Origin of the sequence: Chitiniphilus eburneus (assembly GCF_005048205.1) — a bacterium.
Classification (GTDB): Bacteria; Pseudomonadota; Gammaproteobacteria; order Burkholderiales; family Chitinibacteraceae; genus Chitiniphilus; species Chitiniphilus eburneus.
In genome coordinates this window covers 213,313-234,382 of record NZ_SUMF01000003.1, presented here as the reverse complement: position 1 = coordinate 234,382, position 21,070 = coordinate 213,313, and the positions used below count along the sequence as shown (strand labels likewise).

Annotated in this window: 18 protein-coding genes and 1 tRNA gene; 5 read left to right on the top strand and 14 right to left on the bottom strand. The window is 62.9% G+C overall.

Going from position 1 to position 21,070, the window contains the following annotated elements:
- Positions 1–7: 7 nt before the first annotated feature.
- Both FAZ21_RS05985 and FAZ21_RS05980 read right to left on the bottom strand, forming a co-directional pair.
- On the bottom strand, positions 8–850 hold the full coding sequence (locus FAZ21_RS05985) for a spermine/spermidine synthase domain-containing protein (protein ID WP_136772371.1): 843 nt from the start codon (positions 848–850) through the stop codon (positions 8–10).
- On the bottom strand, positions 847–1,122 hold the full coding sequence (locus FAZ21_RS05980; protein WP_136772370.1) for a hypothetical protein: 276 nt from the start codon (positions 1,120–1,122) through the stop codon (positions 847–849). Before FAZ21_RS05980 ends, FAZ21_RS05985 begins: the two co-directional genes overlap by 4 nt.
- A gap of 211 nt (positions 1,123–1,333) precedes the next feature.
- On the opposite strand from FAZ21_RS05980, the gene FAZ21_RS05975 reads away from it, so the two are divergent.
- Entirely contained in the window at positions 1,334–1,798 is a 465-nt protein-coding gene (locus FAZ21_RS05975) for a BLUF domain-containing protein (protein ID WP_211243382.1), read from the top strand.
- A 344-nt stretch (positions 1,799–2,142) separates the two neighbouring features.
- Here the strand turns inward: FAZ21_RS05975 and FAZ21_RS05970 are convergent, their stop codons facing one another.
- On the bottom strand, positions 2,143–3,444 hold the full coding sequence (locus tag FAZ21_RS05970; protein ID WP_136772369.1) for a hypothetical protein: 1,302 nt from the start codon (positions 3,442–3,444) through the stop codon (positions 2,143–2,145).
- A 275-nt stretch (positions 3,445–3,719) separates the two neighbouring features.
- Between FAZ21_RS05970 and FAZ21_RS05965 the strand changes: the two genes are divergently transcribed.
- Complete coding sequence (locus FAZ21_RS05965) at positions 3,720–4,760, top strand: FUSC family protein (RefSeq protein WP_169307276.1); 1,041 nt, start codon at positions 3,720–3,722, stop codon at positions 4,758–4,760.
- Positions 4,761–4,869: 109 nt separating this feature from the next.
- On the opposite strand, the gene FAZ21_RS05960 is transcribed toward FAZ21_RS05965, so the two are convergent.
- A complete protein-coding gene (locus FAZ21_RS05960; RefSeq protein WP_136772367.1) occupies positions 4,870–6,447 on the bottom strand; it encodes a hypothetical protein in 1,578 nt (525 codons plus the stop codon).
- 258 nt (positions 6,448–6,705) lie between these two features.
- A complete protein-coding gene (locus FAZ21_RS05955; RefSeq protein WP_211243381.1) occupies positions 6,706–7,821 on the bottom strand; it encodes a YeiH family protein in 1,116 nt (371 codons plus the stop codon).
- 327 nt (positions 7,822–8,148) lie between these two features.
- Between FAZ21_RS05955 and yieE the strand changes: the two genes are divergently transcribed.
- On the top strand, positions 8,149–9,009 hold the full coding sequence (yieE, locus tag FAZ21_RS05950; RefSeq protein ID WP_136772366.1) for a DNA-binding transcriptional regulator YeiE: 861 nt from the start codon (positions 8,149–8,151) through the stop codon (positions 9,007–9,009).
- Positions 9,010–9,064: 55 nt separating this feature from the next.
- On the opposite strand, the gene FAZ21_RS05945 is transcribed toward yieE, so the two are convergent.
- The 7 genes from FAZ21_RS05945 to FAZ21_RS05915 all read right to left on the bottom strand — a co-directional run bounded on the left by FAZ21_RS05945 (position 9,065) and on the right by FAZ21_RS05915 (position 16,047).
- Positions 9,065–9,508 (bottom strand): WapI family immunity protein, encoded by a 444-nt coding sequence (locus tag FAZ21_RS05945; protein ID WP_136772365.1) that lies wholly within the window; start codon positions 9,506–9,508, stop codon positions 9,065–9,067.
- 700 nt (positions 9,509–10,208) lie between these two features.
- On the bottom strand, positions 10,209–10,589 hold the full coding sequence (locus FAZ21_RS05940) for an HNH endonuclease (protein WP_136772364.1): 381 nt from the start codon (positions 10,587–10,589) through the stop codon (positions 10,209–10,211).
- Positions 10,590–10,920: 331 nt separating this feature from the next.
- A tRNA-Gly gene (locus FAZ21_RS05935) sits at positions 10,921–10,994 on the bottom strand.
- 36 nt (positions 10,995–11,030) lie between these two features.
- On the bottom strand, positions 11,031–11,285 hold the full coding sequence (locus FAZ21_RS05930; protein ID WP_136772363.1) for a DUF1653 domain-containing protein: 255 nt from the start codon (positions 11,283–11,285) through the stop codon (positions 11,031–11,033).
- Positions 11,286–11,343: 58 nt separating this feature from the next.
- The gene (gene alaS, locus FAZ21_RS05925; protein WP_136772362.1) at positions 11,344–13,974 is read right to left on the bottom strand and encodes an alanine--tRNA ligase; all 2,631 of its coding nucleotides are present in this window, start codon (positions 13,972–13,974) and stop codon (positions 11,344–11,346) included.
- 128 nt (positions 13,975–14,102) lie between these two features.
- Positions 14,103–15,338 carry a multidrug effflux MFS transporter gene (locus FAZ21_RS05920; protein WP_246038504.1) on the bottom strand — a complete coding sequence of 412 codons (1,236 nt, stop codon included), beginning with the start codon at positions 15,336–15,338 and terminating at the stop codon, positions 14,103–14,105.
- A 160-nt stretch (positions 15,339–15,498) separates the two neighbouring features.
- On the bottom strand, positions 15,499–16,047 hold the full coding sequence (locus FAZ21_RS05915; RefSeq protein ID WP_136772361.1) for an NADPH-dependent FMN reductase: 549 nt from the start codon (positions 16,045–16,047) through the stop codon (positions 15,499–15,501).
- 141 nt (positions 16,048–16,188) lie between these two features.
- Here FAZ21_RS05915 and FAZ21_RS05910 point away from each other — a divergent pair, with 141 nt between their 5' ends.
- The gene (locus FAZ21_RS05910) at positions 16,189–17,097 is read left to right on the top strand and encodes a LysR family transcriptional regulator (protein WP_136772360.1); all 909 of its coding nucleotides are present in this window, start codon (positions 16,189–16,191) and stop codon (positions 17,095–17,097) included.
- A 3-nt stretch (positions 17,098–17,100) separates the two neighbouring features.
- On the opposite strand, the gene FAZ21_RS05905 is transcribed toward FAZ21_RS05910, so the two are convergent.
- On the bottom strand, positions 17,101–17,742 hold the full coding sequence (locus FAZ21_RS05905; RefSeq protein WP_136772359.1) for an NAD(P)-dependent oxidoreductase: 642 nt from the start codon (positions 17,740–17,742) through the stop codon (positions 17,101–17,103).
- A gap of 110 nt (positions 17,743–17,852) precedes the next feature.
- On the opposite strand from FAZ21_RS05905, the gene FAZ21_RS05900 reads away from it, so the two are divergent.
- A complete protein-coding gene (locus FAZ21_RS05900) occupies positions 17,853–18,761 on the top strand; it encodes a LysR family transcriptional regulator (RefSeq protein WP_136772358.1) in 909 nt (302 codons plus the stop codon).
- On the opposite strand, the gene FAZ21_RS05895 is transcribed toward FAZ21_RS05900, so the two are convergent.
- Positions 18,745–21,018 carry a GGDEF/EAL domain-containing response regulator gene (locus tag FAZ21_RS05895; protein ID WP_136772357.1) on the bottom strand — a complete coding sequence of 758 codons (2,274 nt, stop codon included), beginning with the start codon at positions 21,016–21,018 and terminating at the stop codon, positions 18,745–18,747. The genes FAZ21_RS05900 and FAZ21_RS05895 overlap by 17 nt on opposite strands.
- Between the last annotated feature and the right edge of the window lie 52 nt (positions 21,019–21,070).

Below are 21,070 nucleotides of genomic sequence, written 5' to 3'. Positions count from 1 at the left end.
CGCATGGTCAGGCGCCTCGCTTGCGGTGCAGGGTGTCGAACATTTCGGCAAGCTGTGCCGGTTGGGTATACAGCCGGCGATTGACGATGAGTCGATGCGCATACTGGCTGAACCCGTAACCGGTGACCGCTTCCATCAGCGCGCCCTGCGCCAGCACCACCTCGTCCGGCGTCTGACGCAACTGCCCCGACGCACTGGCCAGCACAATGTAGTTGGCGCAGTCTTCCGCCCGGATCACCACCACCTTGTCCGCGAACACCTTGCATAAGCGGTGGAGATGGCGGCCTGCGTCGTCATCGGTGCCGAGCAGGTTGAACACGGCTATTCCATTGGCTGTCAGGCCATCCAGGCATTGTCGGTAGAAGGCTTCGGTACACAGCGATGGATGAATGCCTCGCTGGTCAAAGCCGTCGATCAACAGGACGTCGATGTCGGCCTCGCGTTGCCGCAGATAGTCGGCCCCATCCGCGCAGATCACCCGGAAGCGCTCATCGTCGGGCGGCACGTGAAACTGCTCCCGCAGGGCGATCACGCGTGCGTCGATCTCGCAGACCGAGATCATCGTGTCCGGCATCGCGTGGTAGCAATACTTGGCGAGCGAGCCGCCCCCCAGCCCCACCATCACCACCTGCCGTGGGTCGGGTACGAACAGCCGGAACGCCAGCATGCTACGGGTGTAACTCAGTACCAGTTGTAGCGGGTCTTCGAGTGCCATCCTGCTCTGGATGGCCACCAAGTCGAACTGAAGCGTGCGATAGCCCCCGCTTTGCGCCACGCAAGGCGTCATGCGTTCCGGGTGTGATGGCAAACCGGCCTGGTCGGGCAAGGGTCGGGGAATCGGAAGGGTCATTCCACAGTTTTACGCAGGAAATAGGTCTGGTGATCCGGGTTTTGCACGATCACGTAGCGCGGCGTAAACCCCAGTGCCCCCTGCAGGATCTCGTAACCGATCGCTTCGAGGTCGACACGGGTGCATTCGAGATCCAGTTCGATCGTCTCCAGCGTAACCACCTCGGCGCGGCAGAGAACCTGCGCTGTGGCGATCTGCTCGGTCAGGCGAGGTTGCCAGTCCGCCTGGTCATGTTGGCCCACGACCCGGAGTCCGTAACGTTGAATCTGCATCGGTAGCGTCTCCGGACGAGGGAAATGTGCGTAACATTATAATGCTATGTGTGTTGATGTATGTTCGAGAACGAAGCAAAATAACGCCGGGTTATCACCTTCCATCAAGTGGGTTGTCAGGAATCCATGCTTGTGCGGCTTGCCTGATCGATGTGATGCCAGGCGGTCTGCTGACTCCTGAACCACACCGTTGACGACGCAAGGGCCTCCGATGGCCGAGAAGCCGTCGCGAGCGCGCTTTTCCTACGGGTTCGAAATGTATCGGTATCTCTATCTCAGCGATGTCAGTCCCGAATTCGAGCCCTACCAGATGGGCTTGCTGGCGCAGCGGGCGAGAAAGAAGAACGAGGGGCTGGCCATTACCGGCCTGCTGTTGTTCGATGGCCTGTACTTCTGCCAGTACCTGGAAGGGCCCAAGGGAGATGTGCTGCAACTCATGCGCGTGATCGAGCGAGACTCGCGGCACCGTAACCTGCGGCGGCTGGGGGAAGGGCTCAGCACCCGGCCGAGGCGGTTGCCAAACAATGGCCTGTTCGTGGGCTACAGCACCGACGCCACCTTTCTGCCAGGCGTGGTCGCGACGGCTTCTGGCATGAACGAGGCGGTGGAGCGGATCTGGAACGCGTTGCCGCAGCTCGATGTGGAGCAATCGGCCGATTGGAACAAGAGAGAGTAGCGCCTCAGTTCATTCCACCTGTAGCCGGGAAAATCGACCGGCTGGTCCTGTTCTTGTGGCATCGCACCATTTCAGGATCAGCAGATGCCATCCGATCAGATACCCCACCAGACGCCACGTTGATCAGCGTATCGCGTGCGCGGCTTTCCATTGCGGCTTCATGTGCGCGTTCCGCTGGCGCGCCTGTCGCGTACAACATGTCGGCGTCAATGCGTGGGGCCGCTGGAAGCATGCATCGCTTGTTGTGATGCCTGGGCCGTTTCGCCCCGGCAATCGATCGTATTGCGCAAGGAAAGAACGCCCTTGGCGTCGAGGGCGTCGGGTGTGTCTGGCGGTGCCAGGTTTTACTTGGCCAGCTTGGTATTGCGTAGTGCCTCCTGGAAGTGCCCCACCATCAGGCTGCCCTGGGTGGGGGTGCCGCTGCCACCGCTGCCGGATGCGGCCTGGGTATAGGTAAAGGCGCCGAGCCGCCCGTCCGATGTGCCCGCATGGCTGACGGTGTGCCCGGTTTCGCTTGGGTTTACCCCGCGATCCTGGTCGGCCGCGTACATCCGGGTATTGCCCCGGTACAGCGTGCGGTAGGCGCCGACCTGGCGTACGCGATTTTCCGGTTTGGTGAGGTCCAGGTAGTCGTGCTTGGCGCCGGATTGCTGGGTGAAATCGGTGTCGGCGGTACGGCTCAGCATGGTGGTGGTATCGCGGTAGAACGCCAGGCCGGAGTGGTCGCTGTCCATGCTTTTGCGCGCCGACGGCGAATTGCTGTCCAACGTATCCTTGGTGGTCTGGCGCCCGCCGTAGGTGGAACTGGATGGGCGGTGCATCACCTCGTTGGGAATGGCAATGGTCAGCCCCTGGTTGTAGGCAGACTGCCCATCGCGCAACTGGAGCGACGCGCCGGACGGGATGTGGTCGCGGTTGGAGACGAAGCCGGCTTCTTCCTTCTTGCCGCTCAGCACATCGAACCTGCTCCCCCCCGGTGCCTGCTTGTAATGCCCCACGTCGAAAGGCTTCAGGGTGTCCTGGCCCGATTTTGTGCGGTCTTCGCGGCGGCGATCCACCAGTTGCTTGTTCTGCTGCTTGCCCAGCAACTCCTGCTTCAGGCTCGCGTCCACCTCCGCGCCACGCTTGCCGGCCTTGCTCTTGTCGTAGCCGAAGAACGTGTTCTGCTGCGCGTCGAAGACGTACTTGTCGCCGCTGACGGGGTCCATCACCTTGTTGCTGGGGCTGCGCTTGCCGGCGTTCTTGAACAGTGCGAAATCGGAGGCATTCATCTCCATGTAGTGCGCGGCATGGTCGGTGCGGGCCTGAGTGTCGTCCTTGGCTTGGTAATGCACCTTGCCGGTATCGTCCAGCCGGAACTTCACGGTGGGCGGCGAGGTGCTGGCGGCCAACGTGGGCGTGGCACTCTGCGTCGGCTGCGCGGTGAGTGGCGTGGTGAGGGCCGGGCTGGACAGAGTGGGGGATGTGGGTTGCGAGATGCTTGGAATGCTGGGGAAGGCCGTGCTGGCGCCGGGGCCGAATGTGCTGGGTACACTCAGTGGCGTGAAATGGGCCGATGACGGCGGCAGGAAAGCCGATTGCGGGGTGCTCGGCAATGGAATCGCGGAGAAGCCCGGTCCTGAGGACGCCGTGTAGGTTTGCGGCATGTGCTTTTTGACCAGGCTGGGGTCCTGTACGACATCCCGGTCCTGACGCTTTCTGCTCGGATTGCCTGGATTACTCGGATTGCTGTTCATGGCGGGCCGGCCTCGACTCGAATGCCAAAAGCATAGGCGATGGCCGGCGCATTGCATTCTTCCGTCGTTGGCCGGGCGCGACGTTGCGGTGCCAGCCTTGCCCATCGGTGTGGTCCATGATGGGAGGGGTGCGGTGCCAGCCGGGTTGTGGCACCGTGCGCAATGTCGGTTATCGGAGACGAGGCATGAATCCAGGCACCCGGCTTTCCGCGCTGTCGATCTCGCAGGAAGGACGTTTCGTCAAATTGCTGATCGCGCTGTTGGTGGGCTATAGCCTGCCCGCGCTGTGGGGCGCCTCGCCGGGCATCGCCGAGACCATGGCGTCCTCGGCCTGGCTGACGCTGGGGCTGGGGCCATCGGTGGAGAGCTCGAAGAAGTATTTCCTGCAACGCTCGATGGCCAATCTGGTGCCGATTCCGATCGGGCTGGTGCTGTATCCGCTGGTGCCTGAGCCGCTGGCCATCATCGTGCTGGTGGCATTGGCGATGTTCGTGCTGGTGAAGCATTTTCCCAACGCCTTTCGCCTGACCAGCATGGGCATCGCCATCTGTTTGGTGGCTGGCTTCGGCCGCGATCTGGCGGCGGCGGAAGGTCGCATGTTCGCGGTGTTCTTCGGCATGCTGATCGGTTTCCTGGTCGAGTTGTATGTGCTGCCGCCGGATCAGGGCTACAAGTTCCACCTGCTGGCGCGCCGCGCCAGCCGGCAATTGGGCGCGTTGTTCGAAAGCGTGGCGGCGACGCGCTCGCTGGACAGTCTGACCGGCGGCTGCCTCGATTCGCTGACGCGGGCGCAGCTCGACCTGCGGGATCAACTGGCCAATTTCAAGGCCGACTACGGCCCGCGTGGGCGTCGCCATCTGCGGCGCTACCAGGCCGACATGGCGCTGTTCGGACATCGGGTGGCGTTGATCGCCAGTGGTGAGCACCTGCTGCGCACGCTGGCCGATTGCCACGCGCTGTTCGATACGCTGGAACCGGCATTTCGCGAACATGTATTCGTCCACCTGGCGCGGATCGACGAAGTGCACCAGCAACTGGCGGCGTACTTCGAGCATCGCCGCGCCGAGCCGCCGGACCACGATTACCTGCAAGCGCCGTATACACCGGCCGACAGCGCCAACCCGTATCACATGGTATTGCAAGGCGCGCTGATGACCCATCAGCGGCTGCTGAGTGAGCGGGTGGCCGCGATCCGGGCGCTGGGCGTATCTCCGATGAAGGCGTGAAGGCACGCAGGGTGGATGTTGCACGCGGCAGGAAATGGAAAGCGTGCTGTGGCGCCTGCCCACACTGGGGCAGGCGCCAGCGGCGCGGCGATGCCGGGCCGCGACGGGATCAGAACGGATAGACCACGCCGCCGGGCTCCTGTACCCGCACCGGGCCGATCACGCTGTTGAACAGCAGGTCGCCGTCAGGCAGGAACTGCGTCAGCGCGTAGAAGCCATTGCCCAGGATGTTGTTGCCGAACACGGTCTGGTGCAGTGTCTGCCCGGTGTTCCAGTCCATGCCGACCACGGTCCAGCCGCGCCCATCGGTGTAGTAGCCGTTGGCGAAGACGATGCCCGATGCCGAGCTGATGCCCGGAACCATGGTGTTGGACGAAATATCCGATCGCGCCCAGGTGGAGCTCCAGCCATGCGTGGTGGTATCCCACTGGAAGCGTTCCACCCCGGCCGGCGGGGGCAGGAGCGGGCCGCGCACCAGCGCATCGACGAAGGCATTGCCCGAGCCGGTGCTGCCGTCCAGCGCCGAGACATTGTTGACCACAAAGGCGCCGTAGCCATCCACCGCCACCGATTGATCGGTCTGGATCTGGTATTGCGGCGGCAGATTGCAATTGACCTGGATCTGCCCGGCAACGCGGCTGCTGAAGCCGGCCGGAATCTGGTCGCGCCAGAAGGCAACCAGCTTCATCCGCTGCAAGCCGTCGGTGATCACCACCAGCTTGTCCGGGTCGTCGCCGAAGCCCATCAACGTCGGCGTTGCGCCCGAGCCCGAACCGAACACCGTCGGGAAGGTATCGCCTGTGTCGTAGGGCGATACCCAGGCGCCATCGGCTGGGTTGGTCGAGAGCGCGCTGCCGGTCCAGACCACCTTGCGCATCAGTTTGTCCGAAATCACGTAGATGCCGTTGTTCGAATCGACCGCGGCGGAGTTGCTGATGTACTCGTCGCTGTTGAAGGTGGCGGTATGGATCGGCCCGGTGAACGAACGGTTGACGATCGATACCGAACGCGTGCCCAGGATCACCAGCTTGCCGTCATAGGTCATCACCAGGCCGGCAACCGACTCTCCGCTTTGCAGGAAAGTGGTGGTATCGAGCGAGCGCTCGATATGGATGCCCAGCACCGGCAGTGCCGGTACGTTGAGGGCAAAGGCGTAGATGGTCTTGCCGTAGTTCACGTACAGCACGTTCTGGTTGTCCACCACGCTATAGGCGCTGGAAATGCCGCCGCCGCTCAGGCCGAGTTGACTGACGATCTGCTGTGCCTGGGCCAGGGTGGTCAGCGGCTGGGTCAGCAGGCCGAGCACGGTGTTGATCGCGGTCTGGGTGACGCCTGGCAGCAACAGGCGCGCCACCGGGGTGAACTGGTTGCTGGCGACGCGGATATAGCTGACGCCGGTGGTGGAAACGCCCCACATGTAGTCCGGTGAGGTGGTGGCCAGCGTCATCAGATTGATCGGCCCTGCCAGCACCTGTGGCCCGGCCAGCGCGCTGACATAGCTGGTGCCTTGTGGCACGGCATAGGGAAAGGCGTCGGTCTGCGCCGAGTCGAAATGGGTGACCGCGTATTTTTCGGCAGCCAGGTAAGGGTTGGGTGGTGGGTTGCTGGCCAGTGCGGCAACGCTGCTCAGCATGGCGGGTAGCACCAGTGCGAGCGAGCGGATCAGGCGAAGACATCCAGTGGTCATGTCGGTTCTCCGGTGAGGAATGCGGGGCATCGACACTGGTGCGCCGATTGACCCGCGTATCCGATATAAACCTTGTTCAAGGCTGAACAAACATGACTGGATGAAAGGCAGTTTGCTGTCTGTATCAAAAAGAAATGGTGGAGCCCGAAGCAGGGGTGGTCATGGCGAATCGTGAGGCGTAGCGGCCCTGGAACGAGCCGCGCGGCCCAGGTAAAGGGCCGCGCCGCGCTTGATGCCTGTTCCGTCTGGCGGGTTGCTTCAGAGCAGCAGGCCGTTGATCAGGTGGTTGATCAGTGCGCCACCGAGCAGCATCCAGCCGAACAGCAGGGTGGCGAGCAGGATCGGCTTGACCCCCGCCTGGCGGATCGCACTGATGTGGGTGGTCAGGCCCAGCGCCGCCATTGCCATCGACAGCAGCACCGTGTCGAGCGTGATCAACTGGTTGACCACGGCTTGCGGCAGCAGGTGCAGTGAATTGAAGGCGGCTACCGCGATGAAGATGATGGCGAACCAGGGAATGGTGATTGGCGCCTTTTCCTGCTTTGCGACAGCGCTGTCGCCCCGCGTGGCCTTGTTGCCGCGCCGTGCCAGGTAGTTGGCGAGCAGCAGCAGGAACGGTGCCAGCATCATCACCCGGATCATCTTGGCGATCACCGCCGCGTTGCCGGCGTCATCACTGATCGCACGCCCGGCCGCGACCACCTGTGCCACTTCCTGCACCGTCGAGCCGATGTAGACGCCGTAGCGTTGCGGCGTGGTCGCCAGCCATTGGTGCGTCAGGTTGAGCTGGTACAGCCAGGGGTAGAGAAAGATGGCGATGGTGCCGAAGATCACCACCGTGGACACGGCCACGGCGACCTTGCTGGCATCGGCCTTGACCACCGGCTCGGTGGCCATTACCGCCGCCGCGCCGCAGATGCTGCTGCCGGCGCCGATCAGCATCACCGTCTGGTCGTCCAGGTGGAACACCTTGCGGCCCACCCAGAACGCCATCAGGAAGGTGGAGCTGAGCGTCAGCAGATCGATCACGATACCGGCGGTGCCGACATCCGCAATCTGTTGGAAGGTGAGGCGAAAGCCGTAAAGGATGATGCCCAGGCGCAGCAGCGTCTGCTTGGAGAAATGCACGCCAGCCGCGCATTGCGGGGCGATCGGGCGATACAGCGTATTGCCGGCCACGATGCCGACCGCGATGGCCAGTGTCAGCGCGCCCAGGCCCAGATTGGCCACCCAGGGAATATCGCCAGCCCATACCGATAGCGCGGTGATGGCGCCCACCAGTAGCAGGCCGGGCAAGTATTGGTTGAGTGACTGCAGCTTAGCGCTGAGTTGGAAGGTGGGGTCCTTCGATCCTATGACGGTGGTGGAGTCCATGTGAGTAACCAAAGCTGTGAATCGGATGCCTTGAGGCTACGCCCCACCCCTTCATTAGTGAAATTGATTATATGTTTATGCCTAACCGGTATAAGTGATAGGATGGCATGACCACGCCAAGGCAGGAATCCAGCAATGGCGCGGCTTGTAGCTGCCAATCACCACTCTGGTGAGAGGTCTGGGCAAGCGGTTGGAAACACCCCGAAAAGCGATCGACCGGACTTTTTCCCGCTGGCGGGCAATGCAAGTCATACGGTCAGTGAAGGTTCGGCACGTCGGCACGACGCGGCCAGCCAGGTTTGTCAGCGGTACCTTGCGGAGAACAGCATGCATATCACCCTGCGCCAGCTCGCCGTCTTCGTCGAAGTGCTGAAGAGTGGCTCCACCACGCAGGCCTCGGCCACGCTGGCCTTGTCGCAATCCGCTGTGAGCGCGGCGCTGTCCGAACTTGAGCATCAGTTGGATGTGAAATTGTTCGATCGCGTGGGCAAGCGGCTGGTGGTCAACGAATACGCACGCCTGCTTTACCCCAAGGCGCTTGCATTGCTGGAACGTGCCGGCGAGATCGAACAGCTTTTTGTCAGGGATGGCGGCGCGCTGAAAATTGCCGCGAGCAGCACCATCGGCAACTACCTGTTACCGAAGGCGATTGCCCGCTATCGCCTCGATTTCCCACGGATTCCCCTGGAACTGCATGTCGGCAATAGCCGCGATGTCATCCAGGCCGTTGCGGAGTTCAAGGCGGACATGGGCTTTATCGAAGGCCCATGCCACATGCCGGAAGTACTGACCCAGGCCTGGAAAGACGACGAGCTGGTGATCTTCGCCGCGCCGGATCATCCCATCGTCACGCAGCCCGCCACCCTGGAAACACTATCCAAAGCGCCCTGGATATTGCGGGAAACCGGCTCAGGTACCCGCGAAGTGCTGGAGCACGCCTTGCTCTCGAAATTGCCGCAGTTCAACCTGGTGATGGAGTTGGGCAATTCCGAAGCAATCAAGCATGCCGTACGGTATGGGTTGGGGATCAGTTGCCTGTCGCGCAAGGTGATCGAAGAGCCATTGCAGGACGGCCGGCTGGTGCAGATCCCATTGGCTGAACCAGGGCTGGTCAGGCCGCTTTATCTGATCCACCATCGGCAGAAGCATGTTTCGAAGGCGCTGGAGCGGTTTCTCAGCTACTGCTGAGTTCTCGGTGGAAGTGGTGCGAAGCGCTGCGTGGCTGATGCCTGGGGGCAGGGGATTACCGGTTGCGGACAGGAAAGCGCTCCATGATGGCTTTTGTTGCCTTCATTTCGGTGGGGCTGTTTTCCGAAAACGGGAAAAACAATGCCCAGCCATCCAAACGATCCTCACCTGTTTGCCAGGGTGGAGCACATTCATGAGACAGCACCAGCTCCAGCCCAGGGGCTGGGGACGATACGACTCGAAAATGAATGCATGGCTCAGTGAAAAAGCATGGCCGCTTTTCGCTTTCAAGGTTAGTAAACCAATTGGCAAGCTCTTCCAGCTCAAATGTGGTGAGGCAAGGGTCCCGAAATTTCCATGCACCCTCGGCGGCTTCGATCGAGCCCGTAATGCATAGCCAATTGCCATCCCATTCGTCCAGCGATTGAGGAAACTGATAAGACATCGCATCGATCTGGACGGTGGTCAGTCGCGCTGAGTTGATCAATCTAAGTGCCATGTTTAACGAGGGTGCCGTAAATAGGTTCGGAGTCTTTCGTAAAGAAAAAGAAGCAGCCCGACGGGAAAAGCGGGTAGCCCCAAGGCTGCCATCCCGAACGGGATCCGTCCACCCGCCCAGCCTTCAGGCGCAAGGAACGTGAAACCTATTGCGATCAACGAGCACAGTCCAAACGAGAGGCACAGGCGAGCTACCTCTGTTCGGATGGCGGTGCGTTCTTCGCCGGAGAGGACTGCAAGTGCAAGCATTCCAGCCGGCACACCCATCAGGATCAATTCAAGATATTCAGTCGGTTTCAATCCAGATTTCCGCGTGCGGGAGGGGGGCGGCAGGCAGGGCGATACACAAAACGCCAAAGTATCGCGCCAAAACCCGCAAAAAACAAAATGCCCGTAATCTTCGTGCGATCACCGTGCGAATTTCTCGCCATCGATGCTCCAGTCTTCAACCGGGGTGTGTCCTGCTTTTGCTCCGCGGCCCGGTATCCACTGTCTGTCCGTTTTGATCATCATCCCTGTGCTCAAGTGGCCGAGCTGGTTCGCCATCCAGAGGACATTCTCACCCGCCGAAAGAAGAGCCCCTCGGCTAGTGCTTGTTGTTTTCTGGGCAGCTTTAGGCGCTAGCTTAATGACGTCGCATATTCGTGTAGGCGTCAATGTGCAGCAAAGAAAAAGCCCGGCTATGGCTGGGCTTTTCGTGCTTACTCTTCGGAGGGCCTATTTGAAATACCCATATGAAGCGCCAACAAAATATGCGGAGGGTGCCACTTTCCCTGCTTTAAACGTTGTCGTACCTTTTTCTGAAATTGCTCGGAAGGAAGAGCGTTTGCAGCTCGATGGCGAGTGCGGTTGCAGAACAGGCAAGCCGCAGAGATGTTTGCTCCGATGTTTTTTCCGCCATCCTTGCGCGCTACCAGGTGCTCGGCAGTGCAGCGAAAGTGGCCTGCTTCGGCGATGCTTAGCCGGAAGTGTGCCGCGAATTTGCTTGGGTCGGTTTCCCACATCGGAGCGCCGCAGTAAAAGCAGCGTTGGGATTGGGTCTGAAATGCTTGATGGCGGTGACGTTGAATCGCAGTGGGCATGTGGCCTCCCTGGGGGTGCCCCGACAAGTCGGGACTTCTGTTTGGGAAGTCCCGGGGCTCGAAAGGTCAAGTCCACACGGGGGCCGTGCTCCAGGGAGTCAACGACGGCCAGGGTTGCGATTGCAACGATGCTGGCTCTGCGGCGGTGTAGCCGCAGCGATGTTTAGCATGGCAGGTGACAGTTATCCTTGTTTGGTGCGTGCGAATCCGGTGCGAATTTCGCGCGAAACAAGAGGCGCCAGTTGGCGATGCTGGGCGGCTGCAACATGGCCGGAACCCGCAAAAACAAAGCGCCCGGAGTCGTCTAACGACGCCGAGCGCTGCTGTGTCCTGGAGCGGGCGATGGGAATCGAACCCACGGCTCTAGCTTGGGAAGCTAGGGTATTGCCATTATACGACGCCCGCAGAGCCACGCATTCTAGGGGGAAAGCGCGCGTTTGGCTAGTCCGGCGTCGGCGGTGAATGATCCTCGCCGGCATGCAGCAGGGCGAAGCGTGGACGGGCGATGCCGTCGATGACGACGTGTTCGGTGAACATCGCCAATGGCCGGACCCATAACCCGCAGTCGCCATAGCGCGCGCGATAAAGCACCATCCATTCGCAGGTTTCGCTGTGCCGGACGAGGTCGATGGCATCGTAATCGTTGCCTTTGTAATGCCGGTAACGGCCAAGGGCAAAAGCGGGGCGTTCGGTCATGCATCCTCCAGGAAAAACGGCTGGCACAAGGCCAGCCGTTGCTGCGTCACGAGGGCGATTACAGCTTGGCGCCCACCCAGCCTTGCACACCGGCGAGGGCCGTGGCGAGGTTTTCCGGCTGGGTGCCGCCGGCCTGGGCCATGTCCGGCCGGCCGCCGCCCTTGCCACCGATCTGCTGTGCCACGAAGTTGACCAGCTCGCCGGCCTTCACCTTGCCGGTAAGGTCGGCGGTGACGCCGGCCACCAGCGCGACCTTGCCGTCGTTGACGGCGGCCAGCACGATAGCGGCGCTACCCAGCTTGTCCTTCAGCTTGTCCATCGTTTCGCGCAGGGCGGTGTTGTCGGCGCCAGGCAATTCGGCGGCGAGCACCCTGGCGCCGTTGATTTCGACGGCACTGTCGGCGAGCTCATCCCCCTTGCTCGCGGCCAGTTGGCCCTTGAGCTTGGCGAGTTCCTTTTCCAGCGCGCGGGCGTTGTCCTGGATCTTTTCCAGCTTGGCCAGCAATTCGCCCGGTTGCGCCTGGGCGATCGCGGCCGCGGCCTTCAGTTCGGCGTCGGCGCTCTGCACCGCGGCCAGGGCGCCTTCGCCGGTGACGGCTTCTACCCGGCGCACGCCAGCGGCCACGCCGCCTTCCGCCACGATCTTGAAGAAGCCGATGTCGCCGGTGCGGCCGACGTGGGTGCCGCCGCACAGTTCGGTGGAGAAATCGCCCATCTTCAACACACGCACTTCGTCGCCGTATTTTTCGCCGAACAGCGCCATGGCGCCGGCCTTGATGGCGTCGTCGTAGCTCATGTGGGCAACGTCCACCGCGTGGTTGTGCATGATGGCGTGGTTTACCAGCGCTTCGATCCGTGCCAGTTCTTCGGCGGTGACCGCCTTGGGATGGCTGAAGTCGAAACGGGTGCGCTCATGCGTCACCAGCGAACCCTTTTGTTCGACATGCGTGCCCAGCACTTCGCGCAGCGCGGAGTGCAGCAAGTGGGTGGCGCTGTGGTTCCGCTGGGTGGCGTGGCGGCGATGCAGGTCGATGGTGGCGGTCACGGCGTCGCCCACCTTGAGGGCGCCGCGTGCCAGTTTGCCCTGATGGCCGAATACGTCGGCTTTCACTTTCTGGGTGTCGGTCACGTCGAACAGCGCATTCAGGCCGCCGACAGCGGAAATCTCGCCCACGTCGCCAGCCTGACCGCCCGATTCGGCATAGAACGGCGTGTGATCCAGCACCACCACGCCTTCTTCACCCTGGTTCAGTTGCGAAACGGGTTCGTTGCCCCGGTAGAGCGCGATCACCTTGGCGTCGCGACTGGTCTCGCTGTAGCCGTGGAAGCACGACGCATCGCCTTCGTAGGCCAGACCGGCGGCCATCTTGAAGGCGCCGGCGGCCTTGGATTGCTTGCGCTGGGCATCCAGCGCGCGCTCGTAGCCTTCCATGTCCACGCTGACGTTGCGTTCGCGGCAGACGTCGGCGGTCAGGTCGATGGGAAAGCCGAAGGTATCGGACAGCTTGAAGGCCGTGGCGCCGTCGAGCACGGTCTTGCCACCGGCGAGGGCTTCGTCCAGCAGCGACATACCGTTTTCCAGCGTGCGGCTGAAGATTTCCTCTTCCTGGCGCAGCGCGTCTTCGATGATGGCCTGGCGGATGCGCAGTTCGGGATAGGCATCACCCATCTCGGCGGCCAGCGCGCCCACCAGCTTGTGGAAGAACAGGCCCTTCTGGCCCAGCTTGTAGCCGTGGCGGATGGCGCGGCGGATGATCCGGCGCAGCACGTAGCCACGGCCGTCGTTGGCGGGCATCACGCCGTCGGCGATCAGGAACGAGCACGCGCGGATGTGATCGGCGATCACCTTCAGCGACGGGGTGTCCTGGTTGTACGGCACGCCGGTTTCCTTGGCCGCCGCCTTGAGCAGCGCCACGAACAGGTCGATCTCGTAGTTGGCGTGCACGTGTTGCAACACGGCCGAGACGCGTTCCAGGCCCATGCCCGTGTCGACGCTGGGCTTGGGCAGCGGATGCAGCATGCCGGATTCGTCCCGGTTGAACTGCATGAACACGTTGTTCCAGATTTCGATGAAACGATCGCCGTCTTCCTCGGCCGATCCGGGGGGGCCGCCCCAGATATGCGCGCCGTGGTCGTAGAAAATCTCGGTACACGGGCCACACGGGCCGGTGTCGCCCATGGTCCAGAAGTTGTCGCTGGCGTAGGGCGCGCCCTTGTTGTCGCCGATGCGCACGATCTTTTCCGCAGGCACGCCGATCTGCTTGTGCCAGAGGTCGTAGGCTTCGTCATCGGTGGCATACACCGTGACCATCAGCTTTTCCTTGGGCAGCCCCAGCCATTGCGGGCTGGTGAGGAACTCCCAGGCGTACTTGATCGCGTCTTCCTTGAAGTAATCGCCAAAGCTGAAATTGCCCAGCATTTCAAAGAAGGTATGGTGGCGCGCGGTATAGCCCACGTTTTCCAGATCGTTGTGCTTGCCGCCGGCGCGTACGCACTTCTGGCTGGTGGTGGCGCGGGTATAGGGGCGCTTGTCGAAGCCGAGGAACACGTCCTTGAACTGGTTCATGCCGGCGTTGGTGAACAGCAGCGTCGGATCGTTGGCGGGAATCAGGCTGCTCGACGCCACGATCTGGTGGCCCTTCGAGGCAAAGAAGTCGAGGAATTTCTGGCGGATCTCGGCGGATTTCATGGTCGCTCGGCGAGGATGTGCAAGATATGCAAACCAGCGATTCTAAAGGAAAGGCCGGCGGCTGGGATAGCGCGCCGGCGGCGGGCCGGGCGGCGTAGCGACAAAGCGCCTGCCCGGCGCCTTATCCGCTACGAGGTGGCCGTGGCAGTTTGCAGCGGCGCGGTGTGGCGGATGCCCAGCGTGCGCAGCACCAGCCATGCGGCCAGGCCGCAGGCGGCCATGCCGAAGGCAAATGGTCGGGCCGTGCCATCATGCACCACGCCCATGGCGAACGTGGCCAGTGTGGCCAGGCCGTATTGAAGCGTACCCATCAGCGCCGAGGCGGTGCCGGCGCGTTCCGGATGGTTGGCCAGCGACGCCGCCGCCGCGTTGGGATTGACGAAGCCCAGGCAGGTCATGAACACGAAGATGCCGGCCAGCAACAGCGGCAGGACCGCGACGCCACTCAGGCCGGCCACGATCAACAACGCCGCGCCAGCGATCACGCCGAGCAGGCCGCGTCGCAACATGGTGTGGATATCGCTGCCCTTGAGCAGGGCCGAGTTGACCTGGCTGGCAACGATGAGGCCCACCGAGTTGGCGCAGAACACCCAGCCATAGGCGCTGGGGCTGAGGTGGAACAGTTCGATCAGTACGAAGGGCGAGCCGGCCAGATAGGTATAGAGGCCGGCCTGTGCCAGTCCTCCGGAGATGGCGTGCACGGTGAAGTCGCGATCGCGCAGCACCGTGGCGAAGCTGGAGAACACCGGCCCCAGGCCCAGCGAGGCGTCCGCGCGCGGTGTGTGCGATTCGCGCAGCATCGTCACCGTGGCGATCAGGCAGCCGATGCCGAACAGTACGTTGAGCCCGAACACGACGCGCCAATCCGAAACCTGGAGGATATAGCCGCCCAAGAGGGGGGCCAGGATCGGCGATACGCCCATGATCAGCATCAGCGTGGAGAAGGAGCGTGCCGCTTCGCGCGGATCGCAGCGATCGCGCACGATGGCTCGTGCCAGCACGATGCCGGAGCACGCGCCGAGTGCCTGGATCAGGCGCCAGAACATCAGTGCCTCGATGCTTTGGGCCAGCGTGCACCCCACGGAGCCGATGATGTAGATGATCAGCCCGCCGATCAGTGGGGGGCGTCGTCCGAAGCGGTCGGAAAGCGGCCCGTAGAGCAATTGCCCGCTCAGCATGCCGACGAAGAACGCCGTCAGCGTGAGCTGTACCTGGCCGGTGGTGGTATGCAGTCCCTGCTGAATCGCGGGGAACGCCGGCAGGTACATATCGATCGATACGGAGCCGATGGCGGTGAGGATGCCCAGCAGGATCATCCAGCCGGGCGGAATCCAGGAACGTCGGGGGGAGGTTGCGGTAGTCATGTGCTCAATGATGCCATTGAGATTGCGACTATTGCATTGGAAATAATCTGTATTCGTACATCTCGCTGGTGCGAGCGGCTTGCATCGCCGCAGGCGCGGGAAGTGCGGGCGATCATCCATGCGCTTCCCGTGCTCTACGATCGAGCGGCAGCGCGTAACCTCAGCGTGGCGCGGCCAGGTCGACCAGTGCGACCAGCAGCTTTTGCAGGTGTTCGCGCGTGGCTTCGTCGCTCAGTTTTCCGTCCTGGAAACGCTGCGCCGCCTGCCCGATCATCACTTCCGGTTTGTTCAGGAAACGCAGGTTGAGAAAGACCCCGATCTGGCGGAGGTGATACTGCGCGCGTGCCGTGCCGATATTGCCGGGACTGGCACCGAGCACCGCGGCGGCCTTGCCCGAGAATGGCGAATCCGGCAGGCGGGACAGCCAGTCGATGGCATTCTTCAGCACGCCGGGCACGGAATAGTTGTATTCGGGCGTGGCGAACAATACCGCGTCGGCCGCGCGTAACTGTGCAGCCACCCGCTCCACGGCGGCGGGGAAGCCGGCCGCCTGCACGTCCTGGTTGTAGAGCGGGAAGTCGCCGATTTCCGCGCGCTCGATGGCCATGCCTGCTGGCGCGAGTTCAATGGCGGCATCGAGCGCCGCAGCGTTGTAGGAGCCATGACGCAGGCTGCCGCAGAAAGCAAGAACGCGAACGGGTGAGGACATGTGGGTTCCTTCTGTTGGGAGGTAAGTTCGGCGGGGACGACACGTGTAACCGCCGTCGAAACCCGCTACTGTGCAGCATAAACAATGGATCGAGACAGGAATTGTTCCTGTTTGGAGGATGCGGTGGATCGACTGACGGCCATGGCCATATTTGTTCGTGTCGTCGAGAGCGGCAGCTTCGTGCGCGCGGCGGAGCGCTTGCAGATTTCCACCACCGCCGCATCGCGGCTGGTGGCCGATCTGGAAAACCATCTGGGTGCCCGCCTGTTGAACCGTACCACCCGCAAGCTCAGCCTGACCGAGGCCGGGCAGGACTATCACGCGCGGTGCGTGCAGATACTGGCCGATGTGGCCGAGGCCGAAGGGGCGTTGTCCCACGAAACCCGGCGCCCGCAGGGCACCTTGCGTATCTCGGCGCCGGTGTCACTGGGCATCCTGCATCTGGCGCCGCTGTTGTCCCGTTACCGCCAGCGCTATCCGGACGTGATGCTGCACCTGGAGCTGGCGGACCGTACCGTGGATCTGGTCGAGGAAGGCTTCGACCTGGCATTGCGGATCGCGCCACGCCTGGGGGAAAACCTGGTGGCGCGGCGGCTGTGCCGCATTCGCGTACCGATCTCCGCCTCGCCCGACTATCTGGCGCGCCACGGTATGCCGATCACGCCGCAGGCGCTGGCCGATCACAATTGCCTGTTGTACAGCTATGCAGCCGGCGGCGACGACTGGCCTTTCGGTGACGATGGCGCGCAGAAGGTGCGGGTGAAGGGCAATCTGCGCGCCAACAATGGCGATGTGCTGTGCGCAGCCGCCCGGGCCGGCGAGGGGATCATCCGCCAGCCCACGTTCCTGATCGGCGAGGACCTGCGCCACGGGCGTCTGGTCCGGCTGTTGCAGGATTACGGCGAGCCCGAGCTGTTCGCCTGGGCGGTATACCCCAGCCGGCGCCATGTGGCGGCCAAGGTGCGCAGCATGATCGATTTCCTGGCCGGCGAGTGGGGCGATCCGCCGCCCTGGGACGGCTGGATGGCAGATGGGCCCGCTGCGCCGTAGTGCTCAGTAGCCCAGGGTGAACCGTGCGCCCGTGTGTTGCGGCGTTTCCAGTTCATCGAGCAGCGCCACGGCGTAGTCTTCCACCGAGATGTTGCTGTTGCCCTGCGCATCGACCACCAATTGGTCACCACCGAGGCGGAAACGGCCGGTCCGCTCGCCCGGGGCGATCATCGCGGCCGGGCTCAGCATGGTCCAGGCCAGTGTCTGTTCCTGCCGCAGCAGGTTCAATGCCTGGCGCGCGCCTTCGGCCGTGCCTTTCCACTGTGCGGGAAACTCGGGGGTGTCGAGCAGTTGCACGCCCGGTGCGACCTCCAGGCTGCCCGCGCCACCCACCATCAGCAAACGTGGCACGCCTGCCTGCTTGGTGGCAGCGATGATCGCCTTCACGCCCGCCAGGAAATAATCGAAGACCTTTTCGCCTTGAGCGTGTCCGCTGAACGCGCTGATCACGGCATCGTGGCCGGCAAGCTGTGTGGCCAGTGCGTCGGCGTTCTGGACATCGGCGGCGACGGGCGTCAGGCGCTCATGGTGCGGCAGCTTGTCGATATGCTGCACCAGTGCGCTGACCTGATGGCCGCGATCCAATGCTTCTTGCAGGAGTTTGGAGCCGATGAAGCCGGTGGCGCCGATCAGGGCGATTTTCATGATGAGTCTCCGGGTGGGTAAGAGTGAGCTTGATGATGCGCGCGGAGATTGATTAGATAAATGACATCAACCAGAATTAACTGTTTCATATATACGAACAATGGTGGGGCATGCACGACCTCGCGCGCATCGACCTTGGGCGGTTGACGCTGTTTGTCACTGTCGTGGAAACAGGTGGTTTCACTGCCGCGGCGGATCGTCTCGGACTGGCCAAGGCGGTGGTGAGCCAGCAGGTGGCACGGCTGGAGCGCGACCTGGGCGTGACGCTGCTGGCGCGCACTACCCGCCGCGTGACCCTGACCGAGGCGGGGGAGGCGTTCTACGGCGATTGCGTGCCGCTGCTGCGCCAGGCGGAAGCGGTGCTGGACAGCGCGGCGCGGGATCACGCCGTGCCGCACGGTACGCTGCGGGTGACGGCATCCACCGACTACGCGGCCAGCGTGGTGGCGCCGCTGATCGCGGCTTTCGCCGCGCACTACCCGGCATTGCAGATCGAGCTGATCGCCAGCAACGAGGTGGTGGACCTGGTCGAGACGCGCATCGACGTGGCGATCCGCATGGGCTGGTTGCGCGATTCCAGCCTGCACGCCTTGCAACTGGGCAGTTTCGGGCAATGGCTGCTGGCCAGTCCTGCTTACCTGGCGCGGGCGGGGGCTATCGAGCGGCCGGAGGACTTGGCATCGCATCGCTGGATCGCGCTCAACCTGCTGAGCGCGCCGCTGCATTGGCAGTTCGAGCGGGATGGCGAAGCGGTCCCTGTGCGCATGCGGGCGCCGTTGCGGGTGAATTCGCCCCAGGTGCTGCACTCCCTGTTGTTGCACGATGCGGGGGTTAGCGTGTTGCCGGACTATCTGGCGCACGAGGAGGTGCTGGCCGGGCGCTTGATCCGCTTGCTGCCGGAATGGGCCTTGCCGCGCGGCGGCATCTACGCGGTTTACCCGGCCAGCCGGCATCTGCCGGCCAAGTCTCGGGCATTCATCGACTTCCTGAAGGAGTTCGGCGCTATACCGCCACTTTGAGCCCGGTTTCCAGGAACCAGTGGGTCAGTGGCGCCGGTGGCGCGGGCTTGGCAAAGAGGAACCCCTGCGCTTCATCGCAACCGAGGCTGCGCAGCAGGGTGGCCTGGGCCGGCGACTCCACGCCTTCGGCCAATACCTTGATCCCCAGCTTGTGCCCCAGATTGATCACCATTTCGGCGATGCTGTAGGGGTTTTCCGAAAGGCCCATGTCGCGGATGAAGGCACGGTCGATCTTCAGGCGATCGGCATGCAGTTTTTGCAGGTAGGCCAGCGACGAGAAACCGGTGCCGAAATCGTCGATGGCGACCGAGACGCCCAGCGCCTTCAGTCGCGCGATCTTGGCCATGACTTCCTCGGGCCGGGCCATGGCCACGCTCTCGGTGATTTCCACCTCGATCAGCGATGCTGACAGGCTGTGGCGCTGCAATGCGTCGGCCAGCAGGTCGATCAGGCCTTCGTGGTTGAACTGCACCATGGAAACGTTGATTGCCATGCGCAACGCGCCCAGTCCCAGCGCGCGCCACTCGCTCAACTGGCCGCAGACCTGCGTCACCAGCCAGTTGCCCAGATCCAGGATCAGGCCGGATTGCTCGGCCAGTGGAATGAAGCGATCCGGTGGGATGAAACTGCCATCCGGCTGGGGCCAGCGCGCCAATGCTTCCACGCCGACGATTTCACCGCTGTCCAGCGCAATCTGCGGCTGATAGTGAATCGTGAGCTGCCCCCGGTGGATGGCGCTTTCCAGGTCGTGGAGCAGGTCAAGGCGCCGGCGCGAAGCGCGGCTCATCGAGGGCGAATACCAGACCAACTGGCCGTTGTCGGCGCGCTTGGCCTGGTTGAGTGCGATCGTCACGTCCTTGAGGCAGCCGATGCCGGTTGGTTCGGTATCGCGCAAATGGGCGGCGGCGCAGGATATCTGTACGCGCAGCCGGTGAGATGCGACAGCGAATGGGCGCTCGAATGCTTCGAACAAAGGGGTGAGCTGTTCCGGCTGGTAATGGCCGACGACGCCGAACAGGTCCACGCCCAGGCGGGCCAGTGTCGCCGTGGCGGGCACCAGCGGCCGCAGGCGTTGCGCCACGCTTTGCAGCAACTGGTCGCCGATCAGGTGGCCGAGGGCATCGTTGATTTGTGAGAACTGGGCGATATCCAGCAGCACGACCACTTCGTCCGGCTCGGCGGATTTCAGTAGATTGTCGAGACGGGTGACGAACTGGGTGCGATTGGGCAGGTAGGTGAGTGGGTCGATATACGCCAGATCCTGCAACTGGCGGAACAACGCCACGTTCTCCAGGCCGACGGCGATGTTGGTGCAGAACACTTCCAGCAACTGGCGTTCGTCCTTGGCCAGCGGGCGTTGGGTGGAGAGATAGATCGCCGCTTCCTGATCGTGCGGCCGGTTGAGATAGAGCACCGCGAATTCGGCGGTATACAGCGGGCTGCGCGAACGGATGGCATGCTCGATGGCGTTGAGGACCAGCGGGTCCTCCAGCGCAGCCAGTGGCTGGCCGACCAGGGCATTCAACTTGCCTGCCGCGCTGGCGATCAGCCAGGCATGGGGCGGGCGGGTACCGGGCGTGCTGGGCTGGTGGATGGCGATCAGGCCATGATGCGGCAGGCCCAGCAGTGCGATCAGATGGGCGAGGGCGCCAGCGGCAAAGCTTTCCTGCGTACGTCGTTCGAACAGCGAGGCGGACGCTTCGATGATCATTTCCAGCCCGCGCCGGTTGGCGTCGACGGTCTTGAGCTGCTGGTAGGAACGGATGGCCGTGGTCAGCGTCGTCTGCAGGCGGATCTGGGTCAGCTCGGATTTGGTCTTGTAGTCGTTGATGCCGTAGTCGCGGATCACCGCATATTCGGGTGCATAGCCCGGGTGGCCGGTACGCAGCACGATACGCAGCTCTTTCAGGTTGAGCTGGTGCCGGATGGCATGGGCGACGGCGAGGCCATCCTCGCTGCCGTTCATCACCACGTCGAGCAGTACGACGGCGATGTCGGGCTCGCGCGAAAGCATTTGCAGGGCTTCGTCTCCGCTGTAGGCGTGCAGCAGTTCCAGCGGGCGGTCGAGAATGATTTCGTCTTTCAGCGCAAAGGTGGTCGCCAGGTGGACATCGGGTTCGTCGTCCACCACCAGGATGCGCCACCGTTCCGGGGCGATTTCCTCGTGCCCGCCTTCTTCCTCGCCGGCGAACGACAGCGGCGGATCGTAGGGGCTGAACTGCACCGCCGCCTCCAGGGGTTTGAGGCTATCCTCCATGGCGATCCGGCGGGGAAGTCAGCGTGGGTGTTGCCGCTGTGATGGACGGGAA